General features: G+C 65.3%; 12 protein-coding genes, 1 pseudogene and 1 riboswitch. Of the genes and pseudogenes, 5 read left to right on the forward strand and 8 right to left on the reverse strand.

Annotation, left to right across the window (positions count from 1 at the left end):
• Positions 1 to 167 precede the first annotated feature (167 nt).
• The 3 genes and pseudogenes from hisS to ACSHT2_RS25235 all read left to right on the forward strand — a co-directional run bounded on the left by hisS (position 168) and on the right by ACSHT2_RS25235 (position 2,568).
• Entirely contained in the window at positions 168 to 1,682 is a 1,515-nt protein-coding gene (gene hisS / locus ACSHT2_RS25225) for a histidine--tRNA ligase (RefSeq protein ID WP_440637208.1), read from the forward strand.
• A 147-nt stretch (positions 1,683 to 1,829) separates the two neighbouring features.
• Positions 1,830 to 2,036, forward strand: a pseudogene (locus ACSHT2_RS25230) (tautomerase family protein); the annotation flags it as partial.
• 139 nt (positions 2,037 to 2,175) lie between these two features.
• Positions 2,176 to 2,568, forward strand: a complete 393-nt coding sequence (locus ACSHT2_RS25235; protein WP_440637209.1) for a thioesterase family protein — start codon at positions 2,176 to 2,178, stop codon at positions 2,566 to 2,568.
• A gap of 25 nt (positions 2,569 to 2,593) precedes the next feature.
• Here ACSHT2_RS25235 and ACSHT2_RS25240 read toward each other — a convergent pair whose 3' ends face one another.
• The 3 genes from ACSHT2_RS25240 to ACSHT2_RS25250 all read right to left on the reverse strand — a co-directional run bounded on the left by ACSHT2_RS25240 (position 2,594) and on the right by ACSHT2_RS25250 (position 5,577).
• Positions 2,594 to 3,955: an NAD(P)H-dependent oxidoreductase gene (locus ACSHT2_RS25240; RefSeq protein WP_440637210.1), complete on the reverse strand. Its 1,362-nt coding sequence runs from the start codon at positions 3,953 to 3,955 to the stop codon at positions 2,594 to 2,596.
• Between the two features lie 81 nt (positions 3,956 to 4,036).
• Complete coding sequence (proC, locus tag ACSHT2_RS25245; RefSeq protein WP_440637211.1) at positions 4,037 to 4,861, reverse strand: pyrroline-5-carboxylate reductase; 825 nt, start codon at positions 4,859 to 4,861, stop codon at positions 4,037 to 4,039.
• 215 nt (positions 4,862 to 5,076) lie between these two features.
• The gene (locus ACSHT2_RS25250; protein WP_028176645.1) at positions 5,077 to 5,577 is read right to left on the reverse strand and encodes a YbjN domain-containing protein; all 501 of its coding nucleotides are present in this window, start codon (positions 5,575 to 5,577) and stop codon (positions 5,077 to 5,079) included.
• Between the two features lie 430 nt (positions 5,578 to 6,007).
• A riboswitch (FMN riboswitch) is annotated at positions 6,008 to 6,166 on the forward strand.
• 77 nt (positions 6,167 to 6,243) lie between these two features.
• On the opposite strand from ACSHT2_RS25250, the gene ACSHT2_RS25255 reads away from it, so the two are divergent.
• Positions 6,244 to 6,807, forward strand: a complete 564-nt coding sequence (locus ACSHT2_RS25255) for a 6,7-dimethyl-8-ribityllumazine synthase (RefSeq protein WP_028176646.1) — start codon at positions 6,244 to 6,246, stop codon at positions 6,805 to 6,807.
• 114 nt (positions 6,808 to 6,921) lie between these two features.
• On the opposite strand, the gene ACSHT2_RS25260 is transcribed toward ACSHT2_RS25255, so the two are convergent.
• The 5 genes from ACSHT2_RS25260 to lgt all read right to left on the reverse strand — a co-directional run bounded on the left by ACSHT2_RS25260 (position 6,922) and on the right by lgt (position 11,616).
• Entirely contained in the window at positions 6,922 to 7,875 is a 954-nt protein-coding gene (locus tag ACSHT2_RS25260; protein WP_440637213.1) for a ribose-phosphate pyrophosphokinase, read from the reverse strand.
• Positions 7,876 to 8,069: 194 nt separating this feature from the next.
• Positions 8,070 to 8,684 (reverse strand): hypothetical protein, encoded by a 615-nt coding sequence (locus ACSHT2_RS25265; protein WP_440637214.1) that lies wholly within the window; start codon positions 8,682 to 8,684, stop codon positions 8,070 to 8,072.
• 183 nt (positions 8,685 to 8,867) lie between these two features.
• Positions 8,868 to 9,635 carry a peptidoglycan editing factor PgeF gene (gene pgeF / locus ACSHT2_RS25270; RefSeq protein WP_440637216.1) on the reverse strand — a complete coding sequence of 256 codons (768 nt, stop codon included), beginning with the start codon at positions 9,633 to 9,635 and terminating at the stop codon, positions 8,868 to 8,870.
• Entirely contained in the window at positions 9,632 to 10,750 is a 1,119-nt protein-coding gene (locus ACSHT2_RS25275; RefSeq protein WP_440637217.1) for a class I SAM-dependent methyltransferase, read from the reverse strand. The genes pgeF and ACSHT2_RS25275 overlap by 4 nt, the downstream gene beginning before the upstream one ends.
• A 20-nt stretch (positions 10,751 to 10,770) precedes the next feature.
• A complete protein-coding gene (gene lgt, locus ACSHT2_RS25280) occupies positions 10,771 to 11,616 on the reverse strand; it encodes a prolipoprotein diacylglyceryl transferase (protein ID WP_319338989.1) in 846 nt (281 codons plus the stop codon).
• 198 nt (positions 11,617 to 11,814) lie between these two features.
• On the opposite strand from lgt, the gene ACSHT2_RS25285 reads away from it, so the two are divergent.
• Entirely contained in the window at positions 11,815 to 12,078 is a 264-nt protein-coding gene (locus ACSHT2_RS25285; protein ID WP_440637218.1) for an accessory factor UbiK family protein, read from the forward strand.
• Positions 12,079 to 12,322 lie beyond the last annotated feature (244 nt).

Raw genomic sequence — 12,322 nt, forward strand, 5'->3', positions numbered from 1 at the left:
CTTTCTTCCCTTCTCCCCTTGTGGGAGAAGGTGGCGCGAAGAGCCGGATGAGGGGTTGTTTCTGCAAGGGACTTTCTCGCGACAGAGACCCCTCACCCGTCTCCCACAAGGGAAGAGGGCAAAAGCCAGCGGTTGCCGCATCCCGCGTCGGCTGGTAAACGCCGCGCATGGCCGAGAAACCCAAAAAGCCCCAGAAACTGAAGGCGCGCCTGCCGCGCGGGCTCGAGGATCGCGATCCCTCAGCGATCCGGGCGACGCGCGAGATGGTCGAGAAGATCCGCGCCGTCTACGAGCTCTACGGCTTCGAGCCGGTGGAGACGCCGGCGATGGAGTATACCGACGCGCTCGGCAAATTCCTGCCCGATCAGGATCGTCCGAACGAGGGTGTGTTCTCGTTCCAGGACGACGACGAGCAGTGGATCAGCCTGCGCTACGATTTGACCGCGCCGCTCGCCCGCTATGTCGCGGAGAATTTCGATACGCTGCCAAAGCCCTATCGCAGCTACCGCGCCGGCTACGTGTTCCGCAACGAAAAGCCCGGCCCCGGCCGCTTCCGCCAGTTCATGCAGTTCGACGCCGACACGGTGGGCTCGGCGACGCCGGCGGCAGATGCCGAGATCTGCATGATGGCGGCCGACACGATGGAGGCGCTCGGTATTCAGCGCGGCCAGTACGTCGTGAAGGTCAACAACCGCAAGGTGCTCGACGGAGTTCTGGAAGCCATCGGGCTCGCCGGTGACGAGAACGCAGGCCGCAGGCTGACCGTGCTGCGCGCGATCGACAAGCTCGACAAGTTTTCCACCGACGAAGTGCGCAAGCTGCTCGGTCCCGGACGATGGGATGGCGGTGAAGAAGGCAAGGGCGACTTCACCAAAGGCGCCAATCTGAGCGCGGCGGAAGCTGACGTTGTCCTCGCCATCACCAAGCCGCGCAACGATTGGAAAGAGGCCGTTGCCGCGGCAGAAGCCTACCTCGCCAAGAGCGAAGTCGGTCAGGCCGGCGTGAGCGAGCTTGAAGAGATCGCCAGGCTGGTCACGGCCTCGGGTTACGGTGCGGATCGCATCAAGATCGATCCCTCCGTCGTCCGCGGCCTCGAATATTACACCGGCCCCGTCTATGAGGTCGAACTCCTGCTCGACACGAAGGACGAGAAGGGCCGCCCGGTGCGCTTCGGCTCGGTCGGTGGCGGCGGGCGCTATGACGGCCTCGTCTCGCGCTTCCGCGGCGAGCCGGTGCCGGCGACCGGCTTTTCGATCGGCGTGTCGCGCCTTCAGGCCGCGCTGACGCTGCTCGGCAAGCTGGATACGCGGCCGGAATTCGGCCCCGTCGTCGTCACCGTGTTCGACCGCGACCGCGTCGCCGACTACCAGAAGATGGTGACAAGCTTGCGCACGGCCGGCATCCGCGCCGAGCTCTATCTCGGCAATCCCAAGAACATGGGCAATCAGCTCAAATATGCCGACCGCCGCAACAGCCCTTGCGTTATCATCCAGGGCTCGGATGAAAAGGCGCGTGGCGAAGTGCAGGTCAAAGACCTGATCGAGGGCGCGAAGGCGGCGGCCGCGATCGCCTCCAACCAGGAATGGCGCGAGAGCCGGCCGGCGCAGTTCTCGTGCAGCGAAGCCGACCTCGTGGCGAAAGTGCGCGAGGTGCTGGCGCGCCATGACGTGAGCTGGGGCTAGCCATTCGCTTCGATCGTCATGCGCGGGCTTGACCCGCGCATCCATCTCCAAAATGATGGATTGCCGGGTGCAGACAAGTTTACGCAGTCTGCAAGAGCAGACCACTACGCCCGGCCATGACGGCAGCAGCAGAGCAGCAGGGAGACAACGATGCCTGAGATCACCATCAGCATGGCCGAAGGCCGCACCGACGAGCAGAAGGCCGGCATGATGCGCGACATCACGCAGGCATTGGTGAAGAACCTCGGCGTCGACGCCGACGCCGTCGTCATCCAGATCAACGAGGCTCCGCTGCGCCACAAGATGAAGGGCGGCAAGACCTTTGTTGAGCGCGCGGCGGCCGCGAAGAAGTGACGCGTTAGCCTCATTCCGGGTCAGCCCGCAGGGCTGCCCCCGGAATGTCGAGTCAGAAACTTCTGGATTCCGGGTTCGCGTTTCCGCCTTTCGAGCTTCGGCGGGCAACTCGCGGGCCTCGGAACGACGAGCAGGCACCATGGACGCACGAGACTTCATCAAGGCCGGCATGAGTGCCGAGCGAACACTGGTGGTCCCGGCCGAGCGCACGGTCGGGCATTTCGTGCCCGGCATGCCCATGGTCTACGCAACGCCGATGATGATCCTCGAGATGGAGATGACGGCGGGCGATGCGATCCGAGCCGCGCTTCAACCGGGCTGGGTCACGGTCGGCACCGAGGTCGACATCCGCCATCTTGCCGCGGCGCTGGTCGGCGCGACGGTGCGGACCACGGCGAAGGTGTTTGCCGTCGAGCGCCGCGTCATCCGCTTCGAGGTCGAGGCGTTCGAAGGGACGCGAAAGCTCGGCGAGGGCCGCCACGCGCGCGGGCTGGTGAATGTCGAGATGTTCAACAAGCGGCTGGGGGCGTAGTGCAGCCTGCTGAGCGGGCCTTCGCCTAACCCAACTTGCGCGCTCCCGGCGACGAATAGAACGCTTCCTGCTCCCTGCGGAGACGCACGGCAGGTAGCGTCTCGTCGATCGCCACATCCGCCCAGGTGATGCAGGAGTCCTTTGCCACCGCCTTGGTCAATCGCACATTGTGTGCCAGTCCGAGCGGCAGATAGCCCTTTGCAAGCGACGTGCTGGCCGGCGTCAGCTTGCCGAAAACAGTGTAGCCGCCTTCTCCGTCCAGCGTATCTCCCTCGCACAGGTCCTTCTTCGCTGTCGCGGCAACATCGGCGTTGAACGTCGTTGCAACGCCTGTCGCCTCGTTGCGCAGAGCGATCGAGGCCACTGAAATTCCAAGCTCCAGACCTATGAGATGCCACTTCTTGTAGGAGCTCATGTAACGACCGCTCGGGTCGGTGACGACGCTGTATTCCTGGAAGCAGTTGCGGATGTAATCGCTGTCGCCTTCGAAACAGACCCAGACGCCCTTGCGGATGTCGTTGGGGATCGGTTTGCCTTCGGCCGTCAGGCAGGACACGACTTCGACCTGGCCCTTGGATTCCAGGATGCCGCCCTCGGAACGGGGGCGCATCAGCGTCGGAATGTCGTCGACCGATCCCGGCGGGAATGCGAGGCCTTGCGACGGCGCTTCCAGGCCGGTTGCGTTCGCGATCGCGGCGGATTCGATCGCAGGCTTGGAGCCGTCGAGAAACGCGTTGAACATTTTTGGATTCATGCCGCCGCGCGCAGCTTGTTCCGCGGTGAGTCCCCAGTGATTCCAGACCGTTTCAGGGGTCGACTCCCGATAATGCGGCAGCCATTTGTGACCGCGGCCCGCCGCCACGACCGGGAAACCACAGGCTCTCGCCCAATCGACGAGGTCGCAGGCGAGGGCCGGCTGATCGCCATAGGCGAGGCTATAGATCACGCCGGCCTGCCTGGCTCTTTGCGCGAGGATCGGTCCGCAGAAGGCGTCGGCCTCGACGGTCACGTTGATGACGGCCTTGCCCGCAGAGAAGGCGCCAAGGCAGTGTTCGACCGCCGCGACAGGATTGCCGGTGCACTCGGCGATCACCTCGATGGCTCCGCACTTCAGAAGCGCTTCCCAGTCGTCGGTCAGGAAGGTCGTGCCGTTCTTGAGCGCATCTTCGGGCGAGGCCGCGGCGAATTGCTCCGGGCGCCAGCCAACCCGGTTCAGGTTTTCGCGGGCACGCGACGGTGACAGGTCCGCAATTCCGACGAGATGGACGCCCGGCGTGCGCAGAACCTGATGAAGGTACATTGCGCCGAATTTGCCTGCTCCGATCAGCCCGATCCTGATGGGGCGACCGTCGGCCTGTCGTTCGAGAAGCTTCGCGTAGAGGTTCACGATCGCCCTCCCTGTCGGCAACAGCCGGGATCGCCTCGCATTCGGCCGCCTGGATCGGGGGCCGAAGCGCTCTTGATCTGTCTACTTCGCCAATTCCCTCGATCGCTTCGTGGCCGCCGCGATCGCGCGGATCATCAGATCGCGCAGGCCCGGCTCGCCCATCAGCACGCCGAGGGCCGCGGCGGTGGTGCCGCCGGGCGAGGTGACGTTCTGGCGGAGCGTGGCGGAGGGAAGTTCCGACTGGTGCAGCAGCTCGCCGGAGCCGGCGACGGTCTCGCGGGCGAGCTTCGTCGCCAGCGCCTCCGGCAATCCCGCTTCCACACCGGCGCGCGCGAGCTCCTCGGCGAGCAGAAACACATAGGCCGGCCCTGAGCCGGACACCGCGGTGACCGCGTCCATCAGGCCTTCGTCCTCGACCCATTCGACCGCGCCGGTGGCGCGCAGCAGCGCATCGGCCACGTCACGCTGGGCGGCGCTGACGTCCTTGGCTGCGACCGCAACGGTGATGCCGCGGCCGATCGCAGCCGGCGTGTTCGGCATCGCGCGCACCACGGCGCCGCCGCAGACTTCGGCAAGCGAGGCGATCGTGGTGCCCGCCATGATCGAGACCACCGAGGTCTTGTCCGAGACGAACGGCTTCAGCTTGGCGCCGGCCTCGCGGAACATCTGCGGCTTCACCGCGACGACCAGCGTTTCGACGGGGCCGGCGGTCTTCACATCGGGATTGAGCGCCACGCCCCTGGCGGCAAGCGCGGTGATCTCGGGCGAGATGTGCGGATCGATCACCGCGACGCGGCGCGGATCGAGCCCGCCAGAAAGCCATCCCGTCAGCATCGCGCCGCCCATCTTGCCGGCGCCGGCGAGGAGGATGGTGCCGGTGATGTTTTGAAGGGGGTTGTTCGCCATCGCTACTGCCACAAACTCGCTGTCGTCCCTGGGAACGCAGGGACCCCCGCGCGAGCGCTTGCGCTCGTCGCATGACCACAGGTGGTTCTAATGGATGGACGGCAGGGCAACAAGCACTGCCCGCCACGGCTAAACCACGCGGTATGGGTCCCTACGTGCGCGGGACGACGATGAGGCGAGAGCGATGCCTTCCTCACGCGCCGGGAAGGCGAGACCTACGCCTCGCCCACCGTGTCGAACATTGCCGCGTCCATGGCTTGCGCGGTGGTCTTCCCCGCCCACACCACGAACTGGAACGCCGGGAAATAGCGCTCGCAGGCGTGGATGGCGCCGGCGAGCATGGCTTCGCATTGCGCGGTCGAGGCGATGAGGCCGCCCGGCAGCACCAGGGCCTGACGGTGCATCACCATGCCGGTGTTGGTCCACAGGTCGAAATGGCCGACCCACAGCTGCTCGTTCACCGCTGCGACGAGCCGCTGCACCTCGCTTCGCCGTGGCAGTGGAATCTTCATGTCAAAGGCACAGGCCAGATGCAGCGCCTCGATCTCGCCCATCCAGGTGAAGGAGAGCTGGTAGTCGGTCCATTGTCCCTTGGAGACAATCGTGAGTTCGTCTTCGCCGGAGCGTTCGAACGGCCAGTTGTTGCTGGCAGCGATGTCCTCGACCACCGCGAGCGGATGGCTTCTGGAATCGATAGTGCCTTCGAGCAGGGACATGCCGTCTCGACCTCTTGCCTTCCTGTTGTCCTTGATACGCACGCGGTTGGGCCCGGCGCGCGCTCCCTAAGCGTCGCTACGGCGTCTCCTCGGAGTCGCCCTTACGATCTCCTCGGAGTCTTGCGATCCCTCGGATCAGCGCGGGCCTGTCGCGGATCAAGTGATGTGATTTGCGGAATCTGCGCAACGGGGTCCCGAGTCCGTCCACAAGCCAGGACTCGTTCGTCCACAGCTCATCTCCGCCACAATTCTTAACGGACGAGAACAAACCGGAATCGGATTCCGCAAGAAGCGCTCACCGCAAATTCCGCCAGGCGAGGGCCGGACCGCCTTGCGGGCATGGCACCATGCGCTTTGCCCATGCGGAACATGCTTGCCGCGACTACCCGCCGGCGGCATATTTCCTGATAGGCCGTTCATCCCGGACGGCCGATGTTCTCAGGGCGGGGTGAAAGTCCCCACCGGCGGTAAGGGCCGAAAGGCCTAAGCCCGCGAGCGCCTTCCGTGAGGGGTATCCCGAAGGGAAGGGTCAGCAGATTCGGTGCAACTCCGAAGCCGACGGTTAAAGTCCGGATGAAAGAGAACGGTCGGTGGCAGACGCATCGCAAGGTGCGGCTGTTTGTCGTTCCGTGTGCCCTGATTCTGGTCCTTAAACCGAGGAAAGCCATGAATCAGATGCTGCAAGATCCCCAAAACGAAACGTCCCAGACGACCCAGCCGCCGGTTCCCGTGGACCCGCCGGCAATCGAGCATCCGCGCTTCGCCAAGCCGCAGCGGGTGGCCTTCGTGCAGGCCTGCTGGCACCGCGACGTCGTCGAGGAAGCCCGCATCGCCTTCATGAGGGAGGCGGAGGCGCGGCACCTCACCCATGTCGACGTGTTCGAGGTGCCGGGCTCGTTCGAGATCCCGCTGCACGCGCAAGTCCTCGCCAAGACGCGGCGCTACACCGCGATCGTCGCCGCGGGCCTCGTCGTCGACGGCGGAATCTACCGGCACGAGTTCGTCGCCGACACCGTGATCAAGGCGCTGATGGACGTGCAGCTCCGCACCGAGGTGCCGGTGTTCTCGGCCGTGTTGACGCCGCAGCAATTCCACGAGACCGAGGTGCACTACGACTTCTTCCGCAAGCATTTTGCGATCAAGGGCGTGGAGGTCGCGGCAGCCTGTGCGGAGACGTTGCACGGCCTGGAGCGCCTGCGCGGCCAGGTCGCGGCGGGAATCGTGGGGTAGGCGATGGTCATTCCGGGGCGCGCGAAGCGCGAGCCCGGAATCCATTTATCGACACTGATTGCTGCAACATGGATTCCGGGTTCGGCGCTGGTGCGCCGCCCCGGAATGACGGCGTCAGTCGAACAGGCTCGACACCGACTCTTCGGCGGCGGTGCGCGCGATCGCGTCCGAGATCAGGCTCGCGATCGGCAGCGTGCGGATGTTCGGCGCCTTGCTCACCGCCTCGGTCGGCAGGATCGAGTCGGTAATCACGAGCTCCTTCAGCCTGGAGTTCGTGATGCGGGCGGCCGCGCCGCCGGAGAGCACGCCGTGGGTGATGTAGGCGTAGACGTCCTTGGCGCCCTTGGCGATCAGCGCGTCGGCCGCGTTCACCAGCGTGCCGCCGGAGTCGACGATGTCGTCGACGAGGATACAAGTGTAGCCGGCGACGTCACCGATCACGTTCATGACCTCGGACTCGCCGGGTCGCTCGCGGCGCTTGTCGACGATGGCGAGCGGGGTGTTGATGCGCTTGGCGAGGCCGCGCGCGCGGGCCACGCCGCCGACGTCGGGCGAGATCACCATCACCTTGGAGAGGTCGAACTTCTCCTTGATGTCGCGCACCATCAGCGGCGCCGCGTAGAGATTGTCGGTCGGGATGTCGAAGAAGCCCTGGATCTGGCCGGCATGCAGGTCGAGCGTCATGACACGGTCGACACCCGCCTGGGTGATCAGGTTGGCGACGAGCTTGGCCGAGATCGGCGTGCGCGAGCCCGACTTGCGGTCCTGCCTGGCGTAGCCGAAATAGGGCAGCACCGCGGTGATGCGGCGCGCCGAGGAGCGGCGCAGCGCGTCGGTGATGATCAGCAGCTCCATGAGATGGTCGTTCGCCGGGAACGATGTCGACTGGATGACGAAGGCATCCGAGCCGCGGACGTTCTCCTGGATCTCGACGAAGATCTCCATGTCGGCGAAGCGCCGCACCACCGCCTTGGTCAGCGGCAGGTGGAGCCCTTGCGCGATAGCCTGTGCGAGAGCCGGATTGGAGTTGCCGGCGACGAGCTTGATGGAGCCGTTCTTGCCCGACATGGACGCTTCCTCCCGCGCTTTGCTGGATACGACGTTCAACATCAGAAAATACCCACTGGAAGCACGGTTACGACGGGCGAGGAAATATCAGGCCGGAGGCTGCAATGGCAACCCGGGATGCTACGTTTTCCCTTTGAAAATCCTGAGTCGGGCCAACGGTTTGGCCGCAACTTGAGGCCGTGGTTTAGCGGGGGTTATTGCTCGGCATAGCCGAGGGCCGCGGTCGGCATATCCGGCAGCGGAGCGTCCTTGAGGACGCTCGCCACCGCCGGTCCGCGCAGAGCCGGAGCCGCGCCCGGGGCATCCGGCGTTCCGTTGATCATGTTGGAAAGTCCGCTGAATCCGGCCTGGGCGATCTTCCGCAACACGAGGTCGTCGGCAGCCGCCCACGCGTCGCGGCCGCCCTTGGCCGAGGTCGGTTCCTCGCCGGAGAGGCGCAGCGCCCGCTGCTGGTTGGCGTCGTAGACGTCCCAGACCCAGGCGATCACGGTCTTGCCGCGCACCACCTGGGCGGCGAGGTAGCTGCGCACGCGGTAGGCGGCCGTGCCCTCGCGGGAGACCACGGACAGGCTGCGCAGCTTGGATTCGCTGTCGAGCACCCCGACCATGCGGTCGAACACCTGCGGCGGCGGTCCGTCGATCGATTCGAACGCCACCGTCGCGCCGCTGCCACCGCTCGGCGCCATCGCATAGGAATTGCTCGGCGCGTTGCCGCCGGCGCAGCCGCCAAGCGCGGTCGCAGCCGCCAGCAGCATGACCGCCAGCACGCGCGAACCCGCGCGGCGTAGAAAAGATGACGCTTCCCTCATTATGGAGGGCAGCGATATCGTTAAAATGCATTAACGTCTAGGGCGGAGGCGACACATACCGCTGTCATTCCGGGGCGCGCCACTTGGCGCGAGCCCGGAATCCATTTCCCCGCGCAATTTCTGCAGGATGGATTCCGGGTTCTCGCTTCGCGAGCCCGGAATGACACAGGGTTGCCGTTGTGTTCACCCTTCCAGCGCGATGGCGTGAACGTGCCGGCCGTAGTCCGGCTCCTTGCGATGCACCGATCGGCGATAGCTGAAGAAGCGTTCGTCGGCATAGGTGTCGAGGCCGAGATCGTCGATCATCAGGATGCCCGCCATTTCCAGCCGCTTGCGGATGAAGCCGGCGAGATCGAACATCGTGTGGCACTCGCGCACGGACGGGATGAAGAACACCGCGTTCTCGGCGTCCGCCTCGATGAAGCGCGTCACGAACTCGTTGCCGACTTCGTAGCTCTCCTGCCGGATCATGGGGCCGATCGCGGCGATGATGCCGCCGCGCGTGGCGCCGAGCTTCTCCATCGCCGAGATCGTCGTTTCCAGCACGCCGGTGAGTGCGCCCTTCCAGCCGGCATGCGCGCCGCCGATCACGCGCGCATTGGGATCGACGAACAGTACCGGCCCGCAATCGGCAGTGGAGACGCCGAGCGCGATGCCTGGCGTCTTCGTCACCAGCGCGTCGCCCTTGGGCCGCGGCCCGTTCGGCCACGGTGCATCAGCCACGAGCACGTCGGGCGAATGGACCTGGTGCAGGCTGAGGAAGCGTTCGGGCGCGACGCCGACATGCTCGGCCATGCGGCGGCGGTTCTCGGCGACGAGGGTCTGGTCGTCATTGGAGCCGAGCCCGCCGTTCAGCGCGGAATAGATGCCGCCGGAGACGCCGCCTTCGCGGGTGAAGAAGGCATGGCGCAGGCCGGGCACGGCGGTCAGCAGCGACGAACCAACCGTCATGAGCTCTCTCCAGCCTGTTCGAGATCGCTGAGGCCGGCAAGGCCCGTCAGCCGCGGCTCGGAGATGCCGAGCACCTTGAACATCGAGCCCATGCCGCCGCGCCCGGTATCGGTGAGGCGCTTGAGCGCGACCGAAATGTCGGTGGCGACCTCGGGTGTCGCCTTCTGCATCAAGGCCGCGGCGCGGGTGTCGATGCCGATACGCTTGAGGAAGTTGCCTTGCGTCACCGGGCCGTGCACGCGGGCGCCAACATCCTCGGCCGCGCGCGCCAGCGCCTGGAAGTCGACATGGGCGGTGACGTCGGCCTGGCCCGGGGCTTTCAAGGGATCGGCGAAGGTGTGGCGTGCGATGGCCTGGAAGGTGTCGCCGGCATCGCTGCGCAGGTGGCCGTAGTCGATGATCAGCGCCGCGCCGTCCTGGTCGCGCACGCGCGTGGCGAGCTTCATGATTTCGCCGTCGGGTCGCCACTCGAACACGGCGCCGACCGGTGCGGCACGCACCAGGGGCGGCAGCAGCACGTCGAAGCGCGGCGTCGGCTCCGGCGCTGCGCCGAACTGAAGCCTGCCGTTGGGGTCGATCTCGATCACACGCTCGTGCCAACCGTTCTCGTGGCGGATCATCTGGTGGACCGGCAGTACGTCGAAATATTCGTTGGCGAGGATGATGCTGGGGCCCTCAGGCACCTCGTCGATGCTGTCGTGCCAGGCGATGTTGCGCACGGCGGACAGCGTCGCACTCTGCCGTTCGCGCAGGACCGGATTGACCTCGACCAGGTGGATGTTGAGCGCCTGGTAAAGCGGCGGCAGTACGCGCAATGCGCGCAGCGCATCCGCCATCATGGTGCCGCGGCCGGGGCCGAGCTCGATCAGCCGCAGCAATTGCGGCGAGCCCATCTGCTTCCAGACCGAGGCGGTCCACAGTCCCAGGAGCTCGCCGAACATCTGGCTGACCTCGGGGGCGGTGGTGAAGTCGCCCTCGCGCCCGAGCGGATCGCGCGAGACGTAGTAGCCGTAGCGCGGATGCATCAGGCACAATTCCATGTACCGCCAGACCGGCATCGGGCCTGAGGATTTGATCAGCGCCTTGATCTCGTTGAGGAGCGGCGAGTCTGTCACGGATATCTTCTCGAAATGAACTAGCGAACGGCCTGGAGGGGCTTCGGCGCCCCCCGCCTGACAGCCCATACAATAAGTATCGCGCCGACGATAAGCATCGGGATCGACAACAGCATGCCCATGGTTAACCCGCCCCAGAGGAAGCCGAGCTGCGCGTCCGGCTCGCGGAAATGTTCGCCGGCGATCCGGCTCAGGCCATAGATCAGGATGAAGGCGCCGAGGATCATGCCGGGGCGCTTCAGCGCGCCGAAGCGGATCATGATCGCGAGCACGGTGAACAGCAGGATGCCCTCCATGCCCGCTTCATAAAGCTGGCTCGGATGGCGCGGCAGCTGCGTGGGATCATTGGGGAAGATCATCGCCCAGGGCAGGCTCGGGTCCGTGGCGCGGCCCCACAATTCGCCGTTGATGAAATTGGCGATGCGCCCGAGCAGCAGGCCGACCGGGGCGACGGCGGTGGTGATGTCGCCGAGCGACAGGATCGGGATGCCGTTGCGATAGGCGAACCACATCACCGCGACGACGCAGCCGAGGAAGCCGCCATGGAACGACATGCCGCCCTCCCACAATCTGAAGATCGCGGCGGGATGATCGACGAAGAAGGGCAGATTGTAGAAGAGCACGTAGCCGGTGCGGCCGCCGAGGATGATGCCGAGCGTGACCCACAGGATGAAGTCGTCGACCTGCACCAGCGAGATCGGCGCCGGTCCGCCCCACAGGCGCTCGTTCTTCAGGAGCGAGCGCGCATAGAGCCAGCCGAACACGATGCCGCAGATATAGGCCAGCGCATACCAGCGGATCGCGAAGGGACCGATCTCGATCGCGATCGGCTTGAAGGCGGGAAAGTCGATCAGCAGAAAGGGCATCGCGCCTTCTATGTCTGGACGAGATTGCGGCGAAGGAGCACCAGCGGACGCCGTATGATTCTTCTTATGCAGGCATGGTGAATACGATTGCAAGGAAACCGGTTCATGACAAGGATGGCTGCGATCGGCTCTTGAACCGTTCCCTGCGGATTGCCATTGTCCTTTCGAGAGTTCGCGCAAAGTTTATCGGAGGCCGAAATGACCCAGACCAACAACCGGTTTTTCGACGAGATCGGCCGCCTGATGAACGACGCCGCCGGTGCCGCCCAGGGCGTCAAGCGCGAGTTCGACACCGTGATGCGCACCCAGGCGGAAAAATTCCTGCGCGACATGGACCTCGTCAAGCGCGAGGAGTTCGAGGCGGTCAAGGACATGGCGCGCCTCGCGCGCGAGGAGAACGAGGCGCTGAAGGCAAGGATTGCAGCGCTGGAGGCAAGGCTCGGCGGGACCCCGACCGCTTGAGGGGGGAGGGCGGCCGCCTTCGCTTGCTCGTCATGGCCGGGCTTGACCTGGCCAACCATCCCCTCGAAACGCTTTTGATTGATGGATGCGCGGGGCAAGCCCGGGCATCAGAGGGGCCTATTCTCCTTGTCATTTCCGCATCTTCCGGGTAAAAGCCCGCCACGTTCGCGGCCCCCGCACCCCTGGAGGCTTGCTGCGGATGATGCCATGGGCCGCGCTGCGGCCCATTAACTTTTGCAAAAAC

The organism is Bradyrhizobium sp. PUT101 (genome assembly GCF_052043945.1).
Classification (GTDB): domain Bacteria; phylum Pseudomonadota; class Alphaproteobacteria; order Rhizobiales; family Xanthobacteraceae; genus Bradyrhizobium.